Genomic DNA, 20,410 nt, shown 5'->3' on the forward strand with positions numbered 1-20,410 from the left:
GGACGTGCCGTTGCGCGGGGCTGTGTGGTTATTCGCCGTCCGGGCGTGTCCGGTTCGGCTTGCGGTCAAAGAAGTCGCGGGCTTCGGCGGCGCCCTGATCGTCCGCCGGCACCGGCTCGTCCGGCTGGTCCTCCACCGCAACGTCAGGAACCTCACGTCCGGCGGCGGACCCGCCGGGGGCCGGGCCGGTGGCCGCGGAGCCGGCGGCCGCGGATCCGGCCGACACCGTGCCGGCGGAAGCCCCGCCGCCGGCGGCAGTCTTCCCCTCCACAAGCTCGCCGGAAGACGCAGCCCGTGCATCGCCGTCGTTGGTGGCCTTGCGCGGCCCCGGCACCAGCTCGGCACTGCGGTAGAGCAGCCCGGCGATCACCGCACCGAGCAGCGGGGCAGCCCAGAACAGCCACAGTTCGGCCAGCGGGCTGCCGTCCGCGAAATACACCGCGGCCGTGGAGCGGGCGGGGTTCAGCCCGGCGTTGGAAATCGGAAGCATCACGGCGGTCAGCACGCCGAACGCAAGCCCGACCGCGTACGGGGCGCTGCGGAGCCGGTCCAGGGACGAGGTGGCACCGAGGTAGACCGCCACGAGCAGCCCGGTGGCGATGGTCTCGGCCAGGAACACCCCCGCCATCGAGAAGCCCAGTTCGTCGCCGCCGGCGTAACCGTTGGAGATGGACGTGAACACGCCGGCCGACTGGGCGCTGACCGGGTGGCTGCCCATGATCACCCAGAGCACGACCGCGGCCAGCGAGGTGCCGGCCAGCTGCGCCAGGATGTAGGGCAGCACCGACTTCCAGGAGGTCCGGCCCGCGAGCGCGCTGCCCAGCGTGATGGCCGGGTTGAAGTGCCCGCCGGAGACGTGGCCGAACGCAAGCATGCCGGCAACGACGGCCAGGCCGAAGCCGAAGGGAACGCTGAAGCCGCCCTGCGGATTGAACATGCCGATCCCCAGGGCGCCGAAAAAGAGCAGGAACGAACCTGCCACTTCGGCGCCGATGCGGGCCGAGTAGCTGCGCCCCTCGCCGAGCCGGGGCGGGGCGGCGTGGACGGCCGGAGCCGGTGACGCGGAGTGGGCTGCTGCCATGGATACTGTCCTTCTGCAGGGCCGGCCAGCAGCCGGCGGGTTACTCAAAACTACTCCACTCTGGCATTGGGGTCTGTGAAAACGCTGGGTGCTGCCCGGGAAGGATGCCCGGCGAAAGGCCCGGTCCCGCGCCTAAGCTGGTAGTCGTGACTAACGATGCCCCGCTCCCCGGTTCCCCCTCCGCCGACGCACCGGACTTCGCCGGCAGCGCGCCGCCCCCTCCCGGCACCATGCAGCCCGCTCCCGGCGCCATCCAGCCGGCTCCCGGCGCCGTGCCGCCGCCGCCCGAGACCCAGCCGGAGACGACGGCCCACGCGGTGCCGGACTTCGCCTCGCGGGTGCGCGGCTGCCTGCTCGGAGGCGCCCTGGCGGACCAGTTGGGCGCCGGCGTCGAATTCGACTCCTTCGACGCGATCGCCGGGCGCTTCGGGGCGGACGGGCTGCGGGACTTCTCCCAGCTGGCGGAGCCCGGCCACTTCTCCGACGACACGCAGCTGACGCTGTATACCCTCGACGGGCTGACCGAGGCGCTGGAATGGGCCAATGCCGGTACCGCCGCCGACGAAGCCGCCTGTCTCTGGCTGGCCTACCTGCGCTGGTACGCCACCCAGGAAGGCCGCTTTCCGGACAACGCGCCGGAACCCCAGCCGCGCTGGATCGACGAACAGGAGGTGCTGCACGCCCGCCGCGACCCCGGCGCCGACTGCCTGTCCGGCCTGGCCACCGGGGAAATGGGAACGCGGGCGCGCCCGGTCAACCGGGACTCGAAAGACTGCGGCACGGTGGTCCGGTCGGCTCCGTTCGGGCTGCTGCCGTTCGTCGACGACCAAACGGTCCAGCGGCTGGCCACGGACGGCTCGGCGCTCACCCACGGCCATCCGACGGCGCACCAGGGCGCGGCAACGTTCGCCACGCTGATCCGGCTGCTGGTGCACGAACAGGCCACGCTGCCCGGCGCCGCCGTGGCCATGCTGGCCCGCACCGAGCAGGACCCGGCCGCCGCCGAGCTGGCCGGGCGGCTGCGCGCCGCCATCGAGCTGTCGGCCCGCGGCCCCGTGCAGCCGGCCGTGCTGACCGCCACGCTGGGCCTGGGCCGGGTGGCGGAGGAAGCCCTGGCCATCGCCCTCTACGCCGTCTTGGCGACGGCGGACAGCACGACGGCGGAGCACCACTTCCGCCGGGCCGTCGCCGCGGCCATCAATCACGACGGCGACAGCGACTCGGCCGCCAGCCTCGCCGGGAACCTCCTGGGCGCCCATTACGGCGAGGCGGCGCTCCCCGCCGAATGGCTGGCCGCGCTGGAGGCCCCCGACGTCATCCTCGGCATGGCGGAGCGCTTCCTGGCGCAAACCCAGGGCTGAGCCCGTGCACCACGGCCGCACTGCCCCCGCGCTGCCCCGCCAGGACGGGAAGACGATCCTCGTGACCGGTGCCAGCGCCGGCCTCGGCTACTTCGCCAGCGAACAGCTGGCCGCGGCGGGAGCCACGGTGGTCATGGCTGCCCGTGATGCGGCACGCGCCCGGGCAGCCATGGAAGCCATCCGCCGCACGGTGCCCGGCGCGGACGTGCACTTCCAGGAGCTGGATCTTGCCAATCTGGCCTCGGTCCGGCAAGCGGCAGGCGAGCTTGCCGAGCGGGGGCGGATCGATGCCCTGCTGGCCAACGCCGGGGTGATCGGTTCGCAGAAACTGCAGTTCACCGCCGACGGCTTCGAACTGCAGTTCGGCACCAACCACCTGGGCCACTTCGCGCTCGTCGCCGGGCTGATGCCCGTGCTGCGCCGCAGCCGCGGCCGCGTGGTGCATGTGGGCAGCATCAGTCACCGCTGGGTCCGGCCGGACTTTTCCCGGGCCGCTCTGCCGGCCCGGTACTCCAGCTACCGGTCCTATGCGCTGTCCAAACTGGCGGTGATGAGTTTCGGATTCGAGCTGGCGAACCGGCTGGAGGCGGCGGGGTCGCCGGTCTCTTCCGTGGTGGCCCACCCCGGGTACGCGCGGAAATACTTCACCCCGGACCGGCCGGGCCTGCAGCTGTCGCGTCCGGCCGCGGGCTGGCAACGGGTGCTCTTCGGGCTGGTGGCGCAGGGCAAGGACGCCGGCGCCCGGCCGCTGGTGCACGCGGCGGCCGGCGAGGAGGTCCGCAACGGCGACTACTGGGGACCGGACGGACCGTTCCAGCTGACCGGACGCACCGCCGTCGTCGCGCCGCGGAGGCACGCCCGCGAGCGCAACGCCGTCTCCCGGCTGATCGACCTGTCCGAGGAACTCACCGGGGTACGCCTCCGGCTCTGACTCCGGCGGCCGTCGAGGGCGGCCGGTCGACGACGGCGGGTCAGGCGCTGTGCGCGGGCCAGCGTCCCCCGATCATCTGCAAAAACTCGCCTTCGGAGAGCACCTCGATCTGCTGGCCCTTGCTGTGCAGCTGCAGCACCTTGTGGGCCTTGGCGGTGACGCGGCCGCTCTTGAGGTCGGAGGCGACGAAACCGTCGCCGACGACGAGCACGGTGGTCTTCCGGGTGACGTTGCTGGCCGGCCGGGCCCCCAGCTCCGCCGCCCGGTTCTTCGCCTCCTGCCGGGACAGGCCCAGATTGCCGGTGAAGACCACGGTCTGGCCGTACAGCGGGTGGGAATCGTCGGCAGCGTGGTTGGGCTCGGGGTTCTCCCCCTCGTCCGGCCAGTAGGTCCAGGCCGACGACGGCGCCGCACCCCCGGCCGCACTCATCGACTGCCGCTCGAGCGCGGTCCGGGTGGGTTTGGACACCGCCGCACTGCCGTGGAGGTAGGCCTCCAGGCGCGAGGCGCGCAACTGCATCGCGGTCAGCAGCTCGGGAATGCTGCCGGCCGAGTTGCGGCCGGCGATGTCGATCATGATGCCGGCGCAGGCCCGCGCGTCCGCCACGGCGTCGTGGTGGTTGTGCAGCGGCACGCCTGCGGCCTCGGCCACGAACGGCAGGGAATAGGACACCAGCGAGTAGCTGCGCCGCGACAGGATCACGGTGCAGGCGTAGTCGTAGGCCGGCCCGGAGAGTTCCGAGACCTCCAGAGCGGACCGGATCACGCCCATGTCGAAGGCGGCATTGTGGGCGACCAGCACGTCGGAGCCGATGAAGGCTGCCAGGTCGGCGAAGATCTCGCCGAAACGCGGCTTACCCGCCACCATGCCCGCGGTGATGCCGTGGATCTGGACGTTGCGCCGGTCGAAGTTGTCGAAGCCCTCCGGCGGCCGCATCAGCCAGGAGGCTTCCTCGACGATCCGGCCATCACGGACCTTGCTCAAGCCGACGGAGCATGGTGAGCCCCGGAACCCGTTTGCCGTCTCGAAATCGATTGCCGTGAAGTCAACTGCCACGCGTTCAACCCTAAGCGACGGCACGGACGGTTCTGCGCCCGCAACACGCGCCGACGGCGGCCCCGGCACGAGCGCTGGGGCCGCCGTCCTGCCGGCTGGTCAGGGCTGGGTCAGGGGGTGGCCCGGCGGAGGGTCAGGTAGGACCCGCCCGCCAGGGCCGCGCAGAACAGCGCCGTCCAGCCGGAGGTGCTCAGCGGGGTCTGGGCCACCAGCCACCCGCCCACGGCCGGCCACCAGCCCTGCCGTGCGATCAGGCCGAGCAGGCCGATCAGGACCACGGCGATCGCGACCCATGTGATTAACATCCCGGTCGCCTGCCAGCGTTTGTAGATGGTGGCGAACCAGAAACCGATCATGAACAACGCCACCATGACGATGAAGTAGAACAGGATCTGCACCACGGGGCTGCTGTCGGCGATCCAGCCCAGGGCATACAGCCGGCCGTTGAAGCCCCAGCCGCCGGTGGCAACTTCCAGCAGTCCCAGCAGGTAGTACAGGACACTGACGGCAAGGGCGACCACGGCGAACAGGCCGACGGTGCCGAGGTAGAAGGTACGGCGGCTCACGCTCATCGCCTGCGAGAACGGGAACGTCATGGTCAGCGATTGGATGCCCAGCGCGAAGAAGTACCACATCACCGCTTGCGCCGTCCCGGAGTGTAGCGTCTGGCCGCTGGCCGGGATCATCGCCCAGATGGCCAGGGTGACCAGGAACGAACCCAGCAGGATCACGGCGGGGATGCCCAGGAAGGTCCACTTATTGATCAACTGCATGCGCGCTACGTTGATGACGCGGTTCATTTCAGGACCTCCAGCTCGGAGTGGGCGTTGGCGACGGCATCGGTTGCAGCAGTGGTCTTCCGCACCACCAGTTGTTGGAGCGACACCGGCGCCAGCTCCACAGCGAGTTCCGCAGCCTGGACGCGTTCGGCATTCGACAGCCTGCCGTCGATGGTCCACGAGGCCAGCGAGCCCAGCGATTCACGGTGCAGCACTTCCCGCCCAGCCGCGAAGGACCTGACGGCTGCGGCGCTGCCGGACACTGTGAAGGCCGTCCCGCGGACCGCTTCGGCGTCGTCGTCCATGACGATCCGGCCGCGGTCGATCAGCACGACGTGCTCCAGCAGGTTCGCCACCTCGTCGATCAAGTGCGAGGAAAGGATGATGGTGCGCGGATGATGGGCGAAGTCCTCAACCAGCCGGTCGTAGAAGATCTGGCGGGCCACGGCGTCGAGCCCCAGATACGGCTCGTCGAAGAATGTTATCTCCGCGCGGGACGCCAGCCCGATGATCACGCCGACGGCGGAGAGCTGGCCGCGGGAAAGCTTCTTGATCCGCCGCTTGGGTGGGAGCTGGAAATCCTCGACCAACCGGTCCGCGTAGGCCTGGTCCCAGTTCCGGAAGAACAGGGCGGCCGATTTGAACGCCTGCCGGGGGGTGAAATCGTCCGGGTACTTCTGTGATTCCCGGATGAAGCAGATCCGGGACAGCACGGCGTCGTTTTCATACGGGTGCTGCCCGAAGACCAGCGCTTCGCCGCTGCTCTGGAGACCTTGGCCGGTGAGCACCGACATCAGGGTGGTCTTGCCGGCGCCGTTTCGGCCCAGCAACCCGTAGATCCGGTTGCCCTCCAGACGCAGGCTGACGTTGTCCAGTGCCTTGGCATCACGGTAGGACTTGCTCACCTGCCTCAGTTCGATGGCGGGTGTGTTCTGGTAGTTCATGGGGACACGCTTCCCTCTGTCATGTCGCTGGTGGACTCGGTGCGGTGGAGCATTGCGGTCAGCTGTTCGGTGCTGATACCCAGTTTTCGTGCTTCCCGGGCCATCGGCTGAACGTACTCGCGGTAGAAGTCGTCGCGCCGGCGGGCCACTAAACGGGAGCGGGCTCCGGCGGCTACGAACATGCCGATCCCCCGCTTTTTGTACAGAATCCCGTCATCGACCAGGCGGTTGACGCCTTTGGCCGCGGTGGCGGGATTGATCCGGTAGAAGGCGGCGAACTCATTGGTGGACGGCACCTGGCCTTCCTCGGCCAGCGTCCCGTCCACAATGTCGTTCTCAATGCGTTCGGCGATCTGGAGGAAGATCGGCTTCGAGTCGTCGATCACGGCCGCTTCTTTTCCCGGCCCATTGCACCGCTTGGTCGGTGAAGGGGTTCATTACTCATGTAGTTAACCATACAACGGGTGGAGCACGTGTCAATACGCGAGGATGGCGTGCGGCGCCGGCTTCCGGCCGGCTCGGCCCGGAGCTCGGAGGCGAGCTCGAGGGGGGAATGTCAGGCAGGATTCGTCAACACGCGGCGGTGCACCTCAAGGGCACCACTGTGGCGGCGCGGGGCCCGTCAAGGGGTGTGAGGGCGACGCCTGGCACCGGTTGCCCGCCAATGGCATGAGGGCAGCGGGGTGTTAGCGGAGTGGCGTCCGTCGCCCTAAGGACCGGTGGGCCACCAACGGCTAGGGCAGGAGTTCTGGTGCGAAGGAGCTGGCGGCGGAGCGGACGGTCTACAGGGCCGGCAGCAAAGCTGACCGATGGGAGGATCAGCCCCTAGCAGCTACGGCTACGCCCGCCGGTTCCTGAGCTTGCGGATCCTGGTGGTCAACCAGTACAGACCCGCAACAACAACGACAACAATCACGATCTTCTGGAAGACGCCGGCGTACTCCTCCACGATGTGCCAGTTCTCCCCCAAGTAGAAGCCGGCCAGCACAAAGATGCTGTTCCAGATCAGACTCCCGGCTGCGGTCAGTGAGAGGAACTTGCCCAAGGGCATGCGCTCGATGCCGGCGGGGATGGAAATCAGGCTGCGGAAGATCGGGATCATGCGGCCAAAGAAGACTGCCTTGTAGCCGTGGCGGTTGAACCAGGCTTCCACCTTGTCCACGTCTTCCAAATCGATCAGCGGAAGCTTGTCGGCGATGGCGCGCATGCGCCCTCGGCCCAGCCAAGCGCCCAGCCCGTAAAGCACCCACGCGCCGATAATCGAACCCAGCGTGGTCCATATCAGCGCCTCGACAAGGCTGAAGTTACCGCGGCTGGCCGTGAAGCCTGCCAGCGGAAGCACCACTTCACTAGGCAGCGGCGGGAAAAGATTCTCCAGCGCGATCGCCAGACCCGCGCCTGGTGCCCCGATGCCTTCCATCAGCCCCACGGCCCATTCGGCCACCCCGGTGAGGGCAGAGGTATCGTCTGCGGACTGGGCAGGGCGGGGACCGGACATCAAGGAGGGGATCAGCGTGCTCATCGTGTACAAGTCTGCCTTACCGCCCCCATCAAGACCGAACCGGGGGTCGGGTCTGGGCGGTCAAGCACCCGAAGAGGTGCAGATCGCTCGTAAACCGCGCAGCTATAAGTTAATTGCCGTCATTGCTGGATGTGGGGAACTGCGCCTACACATCAGTCGGAAGCGTCGACGACGCCGTGCCCGCCCTGTCGACTCCCTTAGAGCCGCTTCGACGGCGAACGCGGACCTAAAGGCACCACCTGCAGTGAGTGTCCTTGGTAGTGGTGGCGGGGTGGAGGTGTAGGTGTGTCCGGTGGGGGTGGTGGTCTCCACCGCGTGGTGCGTTCCCTCAATAGGGCGGCTGGACCAGCCTTCGGCTTCCTTTGACTGGTTGCATTGTTCGCACAGTCCCTGGCCGTTGGCCATGGTGGTTTTACCGCCGTGTGCCCAGGGCACGATGTGGTCGATGTGCCGGATCGGGGCGTCGCACCAGGGCCTGGCGCAGACCGCGTCGCGGGCCTGGATCATCCGGCGCATCCCGTCGGGGAACTTCCGTGCGGCCGAATCCATCCCCAACAACTGCCCGGTCCCCGGCGCGGTGTAGAGGCGGCGGACCCAGATGTCCTCCACGGCGGCCTGTTTCAACACCTTGTTGCGTTGAGCCTGCTCGCGGGCGGTCTTCCACCCCAGCTCGGTCCCGGCCGGCGGCGCCTGCTGCCCGATCCGGCCGGGCGGGCTGCCCCCAGTGGTGGCGGCCGATGGTTGTGCCGGTGCCGGCGGTTCTTGTGGCGGGCGGGTGAGGTTGCGGGCGTACTGGGCCGGGACGATGCCGTGCCCGGTCAGCCAGGCCGGTTCGTTCCGGCCGTGGAGCAGGGCGCGGTCGGTCATCACCAGCTGGATTTCCAGCCGGGCCGGGTCGGCGGTGCTGCGCCCGGTGACGCGTTCGAACACGGTATCGGCCATCAGCTGGCCCCGCGACCGGGGGTCGCCCATGCTGCGCAGCCGGTCCGCTTCCCGGTGCAGGGCGGCCATCACCGCCACCCCCTGGACCACCGGCAGCAGAGTCCGGACCGAGACCATGGTGTCGGGCTCGGGCCGGGAAGACACATGCCGGCCCGCTTCGGCCTTCGCCGCCCGCTCCACCACCGAGCGGGGATCGAGCCGGTAGGCCAGGCGCTTGGCTTCGGCCCGCAGCGCCCGGTTCCCGAGCCCGTGCAGCCGCTCCCGGTTGCCGGCCAGTTCCCGGTCCAGGCGCACGCGGTGCTCCGGGGACAGGCAGCCGGTCTCCTGGGCCAGGATCTCGGCCCGGTATTCGTTCTGGCTCCCCGCGGCGAGGGCGGCCAGGGTGTGCGGCATCTGTGTCACCAGGGTCCGGGAGAGGTTCAGCAGGACCGCGGCACGGTGCGGGGACTCGCGCCTGGCCAACCCGATCTGGGCGGCCACCCCGGCGCCCTGCCGGTCTTTCGGGATCCCGGCGGCGGCACGACGGGCACGCACCGATTCCTCCAAGGCGACCTGGACCCTGGCCTGCGCGGCAGCGGCGGCAGCCTTCAAACCCTCCAACGCCGTCAGCTCCTCCACCAGTTCCCGGTCCGGCGCACCCACGTCGATGCCCTCGAGGGCAGCGGCCGCAGCGCGAACGGCGGCAGAACCCATCGGACTCGCCGCAGGCCGGGCGTCCCGCAACAAACCGCTACCGGCAGGTGATACCGGGGCGGGTGGGGCTGTGGCAGACGGACCGGCTGCAGGCGAGGCTGCGGCGGGCGAGGCTGCGGCGCGCGATGCGGTGAGAGGTGATGCTGCGGCGCCCGGCGCTGCGACGGACGATCTTGGCGCAAGCGCTGCCGCGGCGGGAGGTTCGGGTACGGCCGGGTCAAACATCTGAGCGTCTCAATCTTCAGCATGCGCACTGCATGGCCTCGACTACGAGCGGTCACGAACCCTGAACGGATCCGCAGACGCCACCGGCAAACCCACTGCCCGGCGGCCAACGATGGTGCTGAACTGCTACTGAAAACAGACTATCGGCCGCCACTGACAGTTACGGACAATGCAGAACCCTCCGCCAAATGCGGTCAGGCCGCAGGTGTGCGGTCGCCGCAAGCCGCCGATAGTGGCCCCTCCGCTGCGGCGGGTCCCGGACTGCCCTGCGGGCACGGCCCTCCGATTTCTAGCCGAGTGCCGCCACAATGTGCGGCACCAGCGCGCGGAACGCCTGGCCGCGGTGGCTGATGGCGTTCTTTTCCTCCGGCCGCAGTTCGGCGCAGCTGCGATCCATTCCTACCGGCTGCAGGATGGGGTCGTAACCAAATCCACCGGCGCCGCGCGGTTCTGCCAGCAGGGTACCGGCCAGCCGGCCCTCCTCGACGGCTTCGAGGCGCGGCGACACGACGCTTGCTGCACAAATGAAAGCGGCGCCGCGGTGCTCGGGCGCGATGTCAGACAACTGGTTCAACAGCAGGCGCAGGTTCGCTTCGTCGTCGCCGTGTTTGCCGGCCCAGCGGGCCGAGAAGATGCCGGGTGCCCCGCCGAGTACGTCAACAGCCAGGCCCGAGTCGTCGGCCACCGCGACCAGTCCGGTGGCTTCGGCCACGGCGCGTGCCTTCAACAGGGAGTTTTCTGCGAAGGTCAGACCGGTTTCGGCAACGTCCGGGACCCCTGCCGTGGCAGCGTCGATCACCTGGGTATCCACGTCCAGCCCCGGGATCTGGCCGCGCAGCAGGTCGCGCAATTCACGCAGCTTGCCCTGGTTGCGGGTGGCCAAGACCAGCCGGGGCTCGATCCTCTGCCCGGCGTCCGGCGCTCCGCCGGGCCCGGCGCCTGCGGCCCCGGTGTCAGCCACGGATGACTTCTCCCAGCGTCTCCGCCAGGGTGTCCCGCTGGATCTGGGCCAACTGGGCGGTGCCGGCAAGAGCCAGGTCCAGCAGCGCGTCGAGTTCCGCACGGTCGAACGGCGCGCCCTCGGCGGTGCCCTGGACTTCCACGAACTGGCCGGATCCGGTGACCACCACGTTCATGTCCGTTTCGGCGCGCACGTCTTCGACGTAGGGAAGATCCAGCATCGGCACGCCGTCGATAATGCCGACGCTCACGGCGGCGACGGTATCGGTGAGCGGGCGGGCGGAACGGGCGATCAGCTTCTGCTCTTTCGCCCAGTGCAAGGCGTCGGCAAGGGCCACGAAGGCGCCGGTGATGGCCGCGGTGCGCGTGCCACCGTCGGCTTGGAGCACGTCGCAGTCCAAGACGATGGTGTTCTCCCCCAGCGCCTTGGTGTCGATCACCGAGCGGAGCGAGCGGCCGATCAGCCGGGAAATTTCGTGCGTGCGGCCGCCGATCTTGCCTTTGACGGATTCGCGGTCGGACCGGGTGTTGGTGGCGCGGGGAAGCATCGCGTATTCGGCCGTCACCCAGCCGCGTCCTTCGCCCTTCAGCCAACGCGGCACGCCCGCGGTCACCGATGCGGTGCAGAGCACGCGGGTGTTGCCGAACTCGATTAGCGCCGATCCTTCGGCCTGGTTGGACCAGCCGCGCGTGATGCTGATCGGACGCAACTGCTCGGGCGTCCGGCCGTCGGCGCGGGCGGCGGCAGCGGGCATGGCGGAACCGGGATCAACATCAATCATGAGTCCACCCTATCGGCTCGCGGTGGCCGCGGCCGCGCGTAAGACGCCGCCGCCACCGCTTGGCTGCCGCTCAGGCGTCTTCGGCCGACTCTGCCGCAGCCGCTCGTAAGACGTCGCCGCCACCGCCCCGCCGCCGCTCAGACGACGTAGCTGACGCCGGCCACCGCGACCGCGAGATCGCCGACATAGGTTTCGCGGGCCTCCTCGACGGTGCGCACCGAGTCGTTCCAGACGGGCAGGTGGGTCAGCAGCAGCCGCCGGACCTGCGCCTCGGTGGCAGCGGCGCCGGCCCGCTTTCCGGTGAGGTGCACGCCGTCGACGGCGTCGTCGCGTCCCTCGTGGAAGGCAGCCTCGCACAGGAACATGTCCGCCCCGAAGGCCGCTTCGACCAGTTCGGGGCAGCTGTCGGTGTCACCGGAGTAGGCGAGCACCCGCGTGACCGGCCCCTCGGGCGTGGGCTCCGTAGCCTCGACCCGGATCGCGTAGGCCTCCTCAACGGGGTGGCGCACCGGATACGGCGTGATGGTGAACGGGCCCAGCTTCACCGGTTCCCGTTCCGCCCAAACGTGGAAGTCGAACTCCTCTTTCATGCCCGGATCCAATTCCAGCCCGTAGGCGGTGGCCATGCGGTCCGCCGTGGCGGCCGGCCCCCACACGGGGATGCGGCCCTTGGTCCAGCCGTCGGGATTCCAGCGCACCGCCACGTGCAGGCCGCACAGGTCCATGCAATGGTCCGGGTGCAGGTGGCTCAGGAAGACGGCGTCGATATCTTCCAACGCCATGTAGCGCTGCGCGGTGCCCAGGGCGCCGTTGCCCAGGTCCAGCAGGATGCGCCAGGTCCGCTCGCCGTCGTGGGCGCTGACCAGATAGCACGACGCCGGGGACTGCGGCCCGGGAAACGAGCCGCTGCAGCCGATGATGGTCAGGTTCATGCCCGCTCCCCCGGGTTGTACTGCCCGGACGCACCGGCAAACGGCGAAACTTTCGGGCCTGCCTGCCCTCCTGCGCGCGCGGCGGCGACCATCTCGGGGGTGATCCTGGCCATGCTGCCGGTGGGATAGTGCGCCGCCACGTGCTCCACATGCTCCACGGCGATCACCTCCGGCCCCAGGAACCGGCGCGCCAGCACCTCGAAGGACGCGGCGTCGCCGGTGGCAATGAAGTGGTGCCGGCCCGGCGTCCCCTCCGGCCGCAGCAGATCGTGGGACACCAGGGACCGGTAAACGTCCTTCGCGGTTTCTTCCGCGCTGGAAACCAGTGTCACGCCGTCGCCCATGACGTAGGAGATCACGCCGGTCAGCAGCGGATAGTGGGTGCAGCCGAGCACCAGCGTGTCCACGTCGGCGCGCCGGAGCGGCTCCAGGTACTCCTCGGCGGTGGACAGCAGCTCCTGGCCTGCCGTCACGCCGGCCTCCACGTATTCCACGAACCGTGGGCAGGCCACGGAGGTCACGTCGAGGTGCGGTGCGGCGGCGAAGGTGTCCTCGTAGGCGCGGGAACCGACGGTGGCCGAGGTGCCGATCACGCCGATCTTGCCGCTCCGCGTGGACGCGACCGCGCGGCGGACGGCCGGCTGGATCACCTCGATCACCGGGATGCCGTAGCGGGCGGTGTAGCGCTCCCGGGCGTCGCGCAGAACGGCGGCGGAGGCGGAGTTGCAGGCGATCACGAGGAGCTTCACGCCGGCGTCCACGAGTTCATCCATCACGCCGAGCGCGTTCGCGCGCACCTCGGCGATCGGCAGCGGTCCGTAGGGGCCGTTTGCGGTGTCGCCGACGTACAAGATGGATTCGTTGGGCAGCTGGTCTATCACTGCGCGGGCCACGGTCAGCCCACCCACCCCGGAATCAAAGATGCCGATCGGAGCTGCGGGTTGGATCAACATCGGGATGTCACTGCCTTCCGGGCTCATATTTCTCTAGAGGATAAGGCGTCGGCGGGCGCTTGGGCGAACTTCCGTACGGCTTCTGTTAGCCATCTCACAGTGTTACTCCAGCGGCGGCGGCCTCCCGACCGGGACGCAGCAAGGCGTGGCCTGCTGCGTTTCCGGGGCCTCGGGTTACAGGTGCCTATGGGCGTGCTGGAGCGCAGCTCAGCGGTGCCGGCCCGACGGGTGGTCCAGCCCGTCCAGCAGCGCCTGCATCAGGGTCTCCTGAAGCCAGGTCATGAAGTTGTAGACCAGCGCCAGATAGGTCTCGAGGTCCTCGGCCTGGGACCAGTCGTCGATCTCATGCAGGGCCTGGGCGTCCTCGTCGGTGCGGAGCTCCAGCCGCTCGGCCAACACCAGGCGGACGTCGTTCACGGCCCGGGCGAACAGCCGGGCCTGCTCGTCGGTCAGGTGCAGCGGCGTCTGTTCGAGCAGCAGCGCACTGGCGCGCAGCGCCCCGAGCTTGTCCTCCCGCAGCGAGCGTTCGGTGAGCTTGCGGAACTCCAGGGCCTCGCCGTCGTCGTTCTCCACCGCATCCGGCAGCAACCGGAGCAGCGCGGGGTCCCGCGGCTTGGCGGCATCCATGTCCAGACCCACAATCGCCGCGAGGGGGTCCTCGTCCTGCCGGTCGACTTCCAGCATGGCGACGACGTCGGCGAACAGCTTCCGGATCAGGTCCCGCTCGGCGGGTTCCAGGAACCCGGTGATTCCCTTGCGTGTGTGCTTGAATGCCTTGGCCATCTACGCCTGGTCCGCCTTCTGGTACGTGGCCCACAGGCCGAACGAATGCATCGCCACGGTGTCCCGCTCGGCCTGCTCACGGCTGCCCGTGGCCACCACCGACTTGCCCTGCTGGTGCACCTCGAGCATCAGCTTGCGGGCCTTGGTTTCCGAATAGCCGAAGTAGCTTTGGAAGACATAGCTGACGTAGCTCATCAGGTTGACCGGATCGTTCCACACGATCACCACCCACGGGGTGTCCTTAGCAGTAAGTTCGGCGGATTCCGCGCGGCGGGACGTCTCGATATCCGAGTCCAGCACGGTTGTGCAGGAGGGAAGGATGCTCACGGTCATGGCTTCCATTGTAGGCAGGGCGGGCCCGGCCGGCCTTACGGGGGCACGGAAGCGCCCGGCCGGCCCGACGGCGGCACGGAACCGCCCGGTCGGCGACGGCGGCACGAAACTGCCCGGTCGGCGACGGCGGCACGAAACTGCCCGGTCGGCGACGTCGGCACGAAACTGCCCGGAGGGCGAAACAGGATTAGAGTCGGGGATGTGAACATTGCAGCCGGCTGGGCGCACCCCAGCACCTCCCTGTACACCGACCATTACGAGCTGACCATGCTCCAGGCCGCCCTGCACTCCGGCGCAGCGCACCGGCGTTCGGTCTTCGAGGCGTTCGCCCGGCGGCTGCCGGAAGGCCGCCGGTACGGCGTGGTGGCCGGAACCGGCCGGATTTTGGAGGGCCTGGAACACTTCACGTTCTCCGAGCACCAGCTGGATTTCCTGGCCCGCACCGACGTCGTGGACGCGCGCACCATCGACTGGCTGGCCGATTTCCGTTTCTCCGGCGACATCTACGGCTACGCCGAGGGCGAGGCCTACTTCCCGTACTCGCCGATCCTGGTGGTGGAGTCGAGCTTCGCCGAGGCCTGCGTGCTGGAGACCTTCATCCTCTCCGTGCTGAACCACGACAGCGCCATCGCCTCCGCCGCCTCGCGGATGACCGGGGCGGCCGGCAGCCGGCCGTGCATCGAGATGGGGTCCCGGCGCACGCACGAGGAATCGGCGGTCGCTGCCGCCCGGGCCGCGGTGATCGGCGGCTTCTCCAGCACCTCCAACCTGGAAGCCGGCTACCGGTACGGCGTCAAGACGGTGGGCACCGCCGCCCATTCCTTCACCTTGCTGCACGACACCGAGCAGCAGGCCTTCGAGGCGCAGCTGGCCTCGCTGGGCGTGGGTACCACCCTGCTGGCGGACACGTACGACGTCGAAACCGCCGTCCGTACGGCCGTGGACCTGGCGGGTCCGGAGCTGGGCGGCGTGCGGCTGGATTCCGGCGACCTGATCGCCCAGGCCCAGTGGGTGCGCCAGCTGCTGGACGACCTGGGCAACCACCACACCCGCATCACCGTCACCTCGGACCTGGACGAATACGCGATCGCGGCCCTCGCCTCGGCTCCGGTGGACTCCTACGGCGTCGGCACCGCGCTGGTCACCGGATCCGGCGCCCCCACCGCGAGCATGGTCTACAAACTGGTCAGCCGCGAGGGCAGCAACGGCGAGCAGGTATCGGTGGCGAAGGCCTCGAAGAACAAGATTTCCGTCGGCGGACGCAAATACGCGCTGCGCCGGCTGGACGGGCACGGGTCCGCCACGGCCGAGGTGGTCGGCATCCGCCACCCGCCCTTCGACGACGGCAACGACCGCCCGCTGCTGCAGCAGTTCGTCACGAACGGCAAGCTGGCGGACGGCTGGACCGGCGCCGAGGGCGTCCGCCGCGCCGCAGAACGCCACACCGCTTCCATGGCCGAGCTGCCCGGCGCCGTGAACCGGCTGCAGCGCGGCGAGGCCGCCATCCCCACCGAATTCGAGGAGCAGCCATGACACGCGCACTGATCATCGTTGACGTCCAGAACGACTTCTGCGAGGGAGGCGCCCTGGCCGTCGACGGCGGAGCGAAAACTGCCGCCGACATCAGCGAGCACCTGGAGACCCGGCCGGACGAATACGACGTCGTGGTCGCGACCCAAGACTGGCACGTGGATCCGGGCAGCCACTTCTCCGACGAGCCGGACTTCGTGGACAGCTGGCCGCGGCACTGCGTCGCCGGTACCCGCGGGGCGGACCTGCATCCCGACCTGGACACCGACCGGATCGACGCCTACTTCCGGAAGGGCCAGTACGACGCCGGCTACTCCGGCTTCGACGGACTGCTGGCACCGGCGGACGAGGTGGCCACCGGGGAGCGCGAGGGCGACGAGGAGGAAGAGCAGGTCGAGATGCCCAGCCTCGACGACTGGCTGCAGGAGCACGGGGTGGACGAGGTGGTGGTGGCCGGGCTGGCGACCGACTACTGCGTCCGCCAGACCGCCCTTGATGCCGCGCAGGCCGGGTACGCCACCGCCGTCAACCTGGCACTGTCGGCGGGCATCAATGCTGGGCGCGTCGAGAAGACGTTGGCCGAATTCAGTGACTACGGCATCGACGTCATCGAGCAGTAACCGGCTCGCGCGGGGATTCTGCCCGGAGTCCCCCCTGGGACGCCGGGAATTCTCGCCGTGCCTCCACGAGGGACCCCCAGGTTCGGGCCGGAGCCTCCCGAGGGGCCCTTCCCGGGCCAGGCTCGGCGTCCAGGCCACGAGGTCAGGGCCGGGCTGCGAGATCACCGTTTATACGCCCTGACTTCGCAGCCATCCCCCGACCTCGGCCTTAGGCCGGGCGGGACGCTGCGCCGTCACTGGCGTCGGGCTGCCCCACGGCCATGCGGGCCCCCGACCGAAACCCGCGTCGACCACGACCGGCAGCCAGGCCGGCTGCCCGCACACGGCTACTTCCGGCCGATGAACCAGTCCTGGAGCTTCTTCAGGCGCCTGTTCAGCTGCTCCTCGTTGGCCTGGGCCACCGGCGGGCCGCCGCAGACCCGGCGCAGCTCGGAGTGGACCACGCCGTGCGGCATGCCGGAGCGCGCCGACCAGGCGGACACGTTCTTGGCCAGCTGGTTGCGCAGTTCGGTCAGCTGCCGGTGGTCAACCACGGCCGGGGCCGGCTCGGGTTCCGCGGCCCCGCCCGAACGCTTGCGTTTGCGCGACTGCTGTTCCTGCTGGCGCTGGCGCAGCAGCATGCCCACCTGCTCCGCGTCCAGCAGCCCCGGGATGCCCAAAAAGTCCAGTTCCTCTTCGCTGCCGAGCTCTCCGCCGGTGCCGAACTCGGCGCCGTCGAACAGCACGCGGTCGAAGGACGCCTGGGAATCCAGCGCCTCGAACTTCTGCTTGGTCAGCGCGTCCGATGCCGACTCTTCCCGGTTCGCCTGCTCCATCAGGGCCTCTTCGGGAATGAAGCCCTCGTCGTTGTCCTTGTCCGGCCGGTCCAGCGCGTGGTCGCGCTCCAGCTCCATCTGGTTGGCCAGTTCCATCAGGTTCGGCACCGACGGAAGGAACACCGACGCCGTTTCGCCGCGCTTCCGGGCGCGCACGAAGCGGCCCACGGCCTGCGCGAAGAACAGCGGGGTCGCCGTCGAGGTGGCGTAGACCCCGACCGAGAGCCGGGGCACGTCCACGCCTTCGGAGACCATGCGGACGGCGACCATCCAGCGGCTGTCGCCGGCGGAAAACGTCTCGATCTTTTCGGAGGCGCCGGCGTCGTCGGAGAGGATGACGGTGGCGGATTCCCCGGTGATCTTCTTCAGTTGGCCGGCGTAGGCCCGCGCGTCCTCGTGGTCGGTGGCGATCACCAGCCCGCCGGCGTCGGGCACGGCCCGGCGGACCTCGGTCAGCCGCTTGTCGGCTGCCGCCAGCACCGACGGGATCCATTGCCCCTGCGGGTTCAGCGCCGTGCGCCAGGCCTGCGCCGTGATGTCCTTGGTGACCGCGGCCTCGCCGAGCGACGCGGCGTACTCGTCCCCCGAACTGGTGCGCCAGCGCATCTGCCCCGAGTAGGCCATGAACATGACCGGGCGCACCACGTGGTCGCGCAGGGCGCTGCCGTAGCCGTAGGTGTAGTCGGCCCGCGAGCGGCGGATGCCGTCCTTGTCCTCGGCGTACTCCACGAACGGGATCGCCGCCGTGTCCGAGCGGAACGGGGTGCCGGTCAGGGCCAGGCGCCGGGCGGCGGGTTCGAACGCCTCGCGGATGCCGTCGCCCCAGCTGAGGGCGTCGCCGCCGTGGTGGATCTCGTCGAGGATCACCAGCGTCTTGGCGGCCTCGGTCTTGGCCCGGTGCAACAGCGGCTTCATGGCCACCTGCGCGTAGGTGACGGCGACGCCGATGAAATCGCGGCCGTGCGAACCGTCCGAGTTCTTGAAGTTCGGATCGATGGCCAGCCCCACGCGCGCCGCGGCGTCCGCCCACTGGCGCTTGAGGTGGTCGGTGGGGGCGACGACGGTGATCCGGTTGACGATCCCCCGGTCCACCAGTTCGGTGGCCACGCGCAGCGCGAAGGTGGTCTTGCCCGCGCCCGGTGTAGCCACGGCCAGGAAGTCCTGCGGGGCCATGTCGAAGTACTTCTGCAGGGCCTCGGCCTGCCACTGGCGCAGTTTGGGGGCGGTGCCCCAGGCGGCCCGTTCCGGGTAAGCCGGCGGCAGCACCGGTCCGGCGCCGAATAGTGTGTCGTTGCTCATTTGCTGGCCTCCTCCCGTTGTTCCTGTCCGTTGTCAATCCGTTCCGCGCTGCGCCAGCCGGTGGCGATCCCGCCTGCCGCCACCACGGCCAGCACCAGCCAAATGACCACGTAGACGCCCACCGAGTCCGGGTTGTCCGGATCCCGCAGCAGCGCGAACAGTCCGCCCGCCCCGGCGGTACCCACCACGCCGCCCAGCTGGTCGGCCAGCTGCAGCGACGCGGAGTTCCGTCCGCGCTCCTGGGGGGCGGACAGCTTCAGCACCATCACGGACGTGGTGGACAAGGCCATGCCCATCGAGAACCCGGCCAGCGCCCAGACGACGATGAGCGCCGGGAGCGGCACCGACGGCGCGGACACCAGCGCCATCAGCCCCATGCAGGCGGTCAGGATACCGGATCCGATCACCAGCATCCGATGCCGGGCGGTCTCGACGCGCGCCTGCAGCCAGGAGCCGATGCTCCAGCCGACCGCACCGGCCGTCAGGGCCAGGCCCGCGGTCGCCGGCGAGATGCCGTGCGCCGCCACCAGCATCAGCGGGATGAACGCCTCGGCGCCGAAGAAAGCCAGGTTGATCAGCCCGCGGGTGGCGATCACGCTGGGCAGCCCGCGGCGCAGCCGCAAGGTGCCCGGCGGCATCAGCTTGGGCAGCGCCGCCAGCGCCAGCACCACTCCGCCGGCCGCCAGCGCGTACATCAGCACCAGCTTCCCGGCGGACCCGCCGGCGACCGCCTCGAACAGGGCCCACTGCGCCAGGAAGACGCCGCCGGCCAGCATCAGGCCCCGCATCGCCTGCAGGCGCCCGCCGCGTTTGTCCGTGGTCGGGTTCTCCGGGGCTCCCACGCTGCCGGTTTGCGGCCAGATGACCAGCACGGCCAGCAGGAAGATCGGCGCCACGCCGTAGAACACCAGGCGCCAGGAAATGTATTGGGCGACGACGCCGGCGGCCAGCGGCCCCACCAGCGACGGCACCACCCAGGCGGCGGCCAGCCAGCCGAAGACCACCGGCTGCAGCCGCTGCGGATACACCTGCCCGATGATCACGTAGACGGCCACGATCGCGAAGCCGCCGCCCAGCCCGGCCACGGCGCGGCCCGCGGTGAAGATCCAAAATTCCCCGGCCACCCCGGACAGGACCAGGCCGGCGACCATCAGCACCAGCCCCGCGGCGAGCGCCGGGCGCGGGCCCTTCGCGTCGCACCAGACTCCGGCCACCACGCTGGCCAGCAGCGAAGCGGTCAGGAACATGGAGAACGCCAGCCCGTAGGCGGACTTGCCCTCCAGGTCGGCCGCCACCACGGGCATCGCCGTCGCCACCGCCACCGCCTCGAACGCCGCCAGCGTGATCACCGTCAGCAGGCCGATGGTCAGCGGCCGGTAGGCAGCAGACATGGCGCCGGGCGCGCGGATGGCGGTGGATTCGGGCATCAAAAAACCAGGGCTGACTTTCTTGGCAGGCAGGGGGAAGCGCGGCGGGCACCGGACGCGCCCGCGCACGTGGGGAGGAAAAGGTTACTACTTCTTCTTGCCGGAATCGTCGCCGCCGGGGCGCAGGCCCTCGTAGATGGCCTTGCAGTCCGGGCATACCGGGAACTTGTTCGGGTCGCGGCCGGGCACCCACACCTTGCCGCAGAGGGCGATCACCGGTTCGCCGGACAGCGCCGACTCCATGATCTTTTCCTTGCGGACGTAGTGCGCAAAGCGTTCGCGGTCGCCGGGCTCAAGCTCTTCGCGGAGTTCTTCACGCTCGATCGTCGCGGTGGACCCGCCCGGGGTCTGCGGCGCGCGGGGGTCGTTTTCGAAAGGATCCGGGGGAAGACTCATGCCTCCCATCTTAACCCCTGAAACGGGAACGACGACGGCGGAGCC

At 69.6% G+C, this 20,410-nt stretch carries 20 protein-coding genes; 4 read left to right on the top strand and 16 right to left on the bottom strand.

What is annotated here, in order from left to right; all coding sequences use genetic code 11:
• Window positions 1-28 precede the first annotated feature (28 nt).
• On the bottom strand, window positions 29-1,081 hold the full coding sequence (locus AC5RVZ_RS18155; protein ID WP_494067159.1) for an MIP/aquaporin family protein: 1,053 nt from the start codon (window positions 1,079-1,081) through the stop codon (window positions 29-31).
• A 146-nt stretch (window positions 1,082-1,227) separates the two neighbouring features.
• Here AC5RVZ_RS18155 and AC5RVZ_RS18160 point away from each other — a divergent pair, with 146 nt between their 5' ends.
• Both AC5RVZ_RS18160 and AC5RVZ_RS18165 read left to right on the top strand, forming a co-directional pair.
• On the top strand, window positions 1,228-2,442 hold the full coding sequence (locus AC5RVZ_RS18160; protein WP_494067160.1) for an ADP-ribosylglycohydrolase family protein: 1,215 nt from the start codon (window positions 1,228-1,230) through the stop codon (window positions 2,440-2,442).
• 4 nt (window positions 2,443-2,446) lie between these two features.
• Window positions 2,447-3,373: an SDR family NAD(P)-dependent oxidoreductase gene (locus AC5RVZ_RS18165; RefSeq protein WP_494067161.1), complete on the top strand. Its 927-nt coding sequence runs from the start codon at window positions 2,447-2,449 to the stop codon at window positions 3,371-3,373.
• A 40-nt stretch (window positions 3,374-3,413) separates the two neighbouring features.
• Here AC5RVZ_RS18165 and AC5RVZ_RS18170 read toward each other — a convergent pair whose 3' ends face one another.
• The 12 genes from AC5RVZ_RS18170 to clpS all read right to left on the bottom strand — a co-directional run bounded on the left by AC5RVZ_RS18170 (window position 3,414) and on the right by clpS (window position 14,278).
• On the bottom strand, window positions 3,414-4,430 hold the full coding sequence (locus tag AC5RVZ_RS18170) for a 3'-5' exonuclease (RefSeq protein ID WP_494067162.1): 1,017 nt from the start codon (window positions 4,428-4,430) through the stop codon (window positions 3,414-3,416).
• Window positions 4,431-4,540: 110 nt separating this feature from the next.
• On the bottom strand, window positions 4,541-5,203 hold the full coding sequence (locus AC5RVZ_RS18175; RefSeq protein WP_494067163.1) for a hypothetical protein: 663 nt from the start codon (window positions 5,201-5,203) through the stop codon (window positions 4,541-4,543).
• Window positions 5,204-5,226: 23 nt separating this feature from the next.
• The gene (locus AC5RVZ_RS18180) at window positions 5,227-6,153 is read right to left on the bottom strand and encodes an ABC transporter ATP-binding protein (protein ID WP_494067164.1); all 927 of its coding nucleotides are present in this window, start codon (window positions 6,151-6,153) and stop codon (window positions 5,227-5,229) included.
• Window positions 6,150-6,539, bottom strand: a complete 390-nt coding sequence (locus AC5RVZ_RS18185; protein WP_494067165.1) for a GntR family transcriptional regulator — start codon at window positions 6,537-6,539, stop codon at window positions 6,150-6,152. The genes AC5RVZ_RS18180 and AC5RVZ_RS18185 overlap by 4 nt, the downstream gene beginning before the upstream one ends.
• Before the next feature lie 452 nt (window positions 6,540-6,991).
• Window positions 6,992-7,651: a DedA family protein gene (locus tag AC5RVZ_RS18190; protein WP_494067554.1), complete on the bottom strand. Its 660-nt coding sequence runs from the start codon at window positions 7,649-7,651 to the stop codon at window positions 6,992-6,994.
• Between the two features lie 126 nt (window positions 7,652-7,777).
• Window positions 7,778-9,310 carry an HNH endonuclease gene (locus AC5RVZ_RS18195; RefSeq protein ID WP_494067166.1) on the bottom strand — a complete coding sequence of 511 codons (1,533 nt, stop codon included), beginning with the start codon at window positions 9,308-9,310 and terminating at the stop codon, window positions 7,778-7,780.
• 514 nt (window positions 9,311-9,824) lie between these two features.
• Window positions 9,825-10,436: an RdgB/HAM1 family non-canonical purine NTP pyrophosphatase gene (gene rdgB / locus AC5RVZ_RS18200; RefSeq protein WP_494067555.1), complete on the bottom strand. Its 612-nt coding sequence runs from the start codon at window positions 10,434-10,436 to the stop codon at window positions 9,825-9,827.
• A 52-nt stretch (window positions 10,437-10,488) separates the two neighbouring features.
• Window positions 10,489-11,277 carry a ribonuclease PH gene (gene rph / locus AC5RVZ_RS18205; RefSeq protein ID WP_493979743.1) on the bottom strand — a complete coding sequence of 263 codons (789 nt, stop codon included), beginning with the start codon at window positions 11,275-11,277 and terminating at the stop codon, window positions 10,489-10,491.
• A 137-nt stretch (window positions 11,278-11,414) separates the two neighbouring features.
• Complete coding sequence (locus tag AC5RVZ_RS18210) at window positions 11,415-12,209, bottom strand: MBL fold metallo-hydrolase (protein WP_494067167.1); 795 nt, start codon at window positions 12,207-12,209, stop codon at window positions 11,415-11,417.
• Window positions 12,206-13,162, bottom strand: a complete 957-nt coding sequence (gene murI, locus AC5RVZ_RS18215) for a glutamate racemase (RefSeq protein ID WP_494067168.1) — start codon at window positions 13,160-13,162, stop codon at window positions 12,206-12,208. The genes AC5RVZ_RS18210 and murI overlap by 4 nt, the downstream gene beginning before the upstream one ends.
• Before the next feature lie 207 nt (window positions 13,163-13,369).
• Window positions 13,370-13,945 carry a DUF2017 domain-containing protein gene (locus tag AC5RVZ_RS18220; protein WP_494067169.1) on the bottom strand — a complete coding sequence of 192 codons (576 nt, stop codon included), beginning with the start codon at window positions 13,943-13,945 and terminating at the stop codon, window positions 13,370-13,372.
• Window positions 13,946-14,278 carry an ATP-dependent Clp protease adapter ClpS gene (clpS, locus tag AC5RVZ_RS18225; RefSeq protein WP_493979739.1) on the bottom strand — a complete coding sequence of 111 codons (333 nt, stop codon included), beginning with the start codon at window positions 14,276-14,278 and terminating at the stop codon, window positions 13,946-13,948.
• A 201-nt stretch (window positions 14,279-14,479) separates the two neighbouring features.
• Here clpS and AC5RVZ_RS18230 point away from each other — a divergent pair, with 201 nt between their 5' ends.
• Entirely contained in the window at window positions 14,480-15,811 is a 1,332-nt protein-coding gene (locus tag AC5RVZ_RS18230; protein WP_494067170.1) for a nicotinate phosphoribosyltransferase, read from the top strand.
• Entirely contained in the window at window positions 15,808-16,428 is a 621-nt protein-coding gene (locus AC5RVZ_RS18235) for an isochorismatase family protein (protein WP_493979737.1), read from the top strand. The genes AC5RVZ_RS18230 and AC5RVZ_RS18235 overlap by 4 nt, the downstream gene beginning before the upstream one ends.
• Window positions 16,429-16,754: 326 nt before the next feature.
• Here AC5RVZ_RS18235 and AC5RVZ_RS18240 read toward each other — a convergent pair whose 3' ends face one another.
• The 3 genes from AC5RVZ_RS18240 to AC5RVZ_RS18250 all read right to left on the bottom strand — a co-directional run bounded on the left by AC5RVZ_RS18240 (window position 16,755) and on the right by AC5RVZ_RS18250 (window position 20,365).
• Window positions 16,755-18,542 carry a DEAD/DEAH box helicase gene (locus tag AC5RVZ_RS18240; RefSeq protein ID WP_494067171.1) on the bottom strand — a complete coding sequence of 596 codons (1,788 nt, stop codon included), beginning with the start codon at window positions 18,540-18,542 and terminating at the stop codon, window positions 16,755-16,757.
• Window positions 18,539-19,969: an MFS transporter gene (locus tag AC5RVZ_RS18245; protein ID WP_494067172.1), complete on the bottom strand. Its 1,431-nt coding sequence runs from the start codon at window positions 19,967-19,969 to the stop codon at window positions 18,539-18,541. The genes AC5RVZ_RS18240 and AC5RVZ_RS18245 overlap by 4 nt, the downstream gene beginning before the upstream one ends.
• Before the next feature lie 87 nt (window positions 19,970-20,056).
• A complete protein-coding gene (locus AC5RVZ_RS18250; protein ID WP_493979734.1) occupies window positions 20,057-20,365 on the bottom strand; it encodes a DUF3039 domain-containing protein in 309 nt (102 codons plus the stop codon).
• Between the last annotated feature and the right edge of the window lie 45 nt (window positions 20,366-20,410).

This window comes from Arthrobacter sp. Cza30, from assembly GCF_059090765.1.

Bases quoted from the DNA above. Each gene is read 5' to 3' on its own strand.
- AC5RVZ_RS18155 (WP_494067159.1), bottom strand. From the start codon at position 1,081: ATGGCAGCAGCCCACTCCGCGTCACCGGCTCCGGCCGTCCACGCCGCC.
- AC5RVZ_RS18175 (WP_494067163.1), bottom strand. From the start codon at position 5,203: ATGCAGTTGATCAATAAGTGGACCTTCCTGGGCATCCCCGCCGTGATC.
- AC5RVZ_RS18180 (WP_494067164.1), bottom strand. From the start codon at position 6,153: ATGAACTACCAGAACACACCCGCCATCGAACTGAGGCAGGTGAGCAAG.
- AC5RVZ_RS18190 (WP_494067554.1), bottom strand. From the start codon at position 7,651: ATGTCCGGTCCCCGCCCTGCCCAGTCCGCAGACGATACCTCTGCCCTC.
- AC5RVZ_RS18195 (WP_494067166.1), bottom strand. From the start codon at position 9,310: ATGGGTTCTGCCGCCGTTCGCGCTGCGGCCGCTGCCCTCGAGGGCATC.
- rph (WP_493979743.1), bottom strand. From the start codon at position 11,277: ATGATTGATGTTGATCCCGGTTCCGCCATGCCCGCTGCCGCCGCCCGC.
- AC5RVZ_RS18210 (WP_494067167.1), bottom strand. From the start codon at position 12,209: ATGAACCTGACCATCATCGGCTGCAGCGGCTCGTTTCCCGGGCCGCAG.
- murI (WP_494067168.1), bottom strand. From the start codon at position 13,162: ATGTTGATCCAACCCGCAGCTCCGATCGGCATCTTTGATTCCGGGGTG.
- AC5RVZ_RS18220 (WP_494067169.1), bottom strand. From the start codon at position 13,945: ATGGCCAAGGCATTCAAGCACACACGCAAGGGAATCACCGGGTTCCTG.
- clpS (WP_493979739.1), bottom strand. From the start codon at position 14,278: ATGACCGTGAGCATCCTTCCCTCCTGCACAACCGTGCTGGACTCGGAT.
- AC5RVZ_RS18235 (WP_493979737.1), top strand. From the start codon at position 15,808: ATGACACGCGCACTGATCATCGTTGACGTCCAGAACGACTTCTGCGAG.
- AC5RVZ_RS18240 (WP_494067171.1), bottom strand. From the start codon at position 18,542: ATGAGCAACGACACACTATTCGGCGCCGGACCGGTGCTGCCGCCGGCT.
- AC5RVZ_RS18245 (WP_494067172.1), bottom strand. From the start codon at position 19,969: ATGCCCGAATCCACCGCCATCCGCGCGCCCGGCGCCATGTCTGCTGCC.
- AC5RVZ_RS18250 (WP_493979734.1), bottom strand. From the start codon at position 20,365: ATGAGTCTTCCCCCGGATCCTTTCGAAAACGACCCCCGCGCGCCGCAG.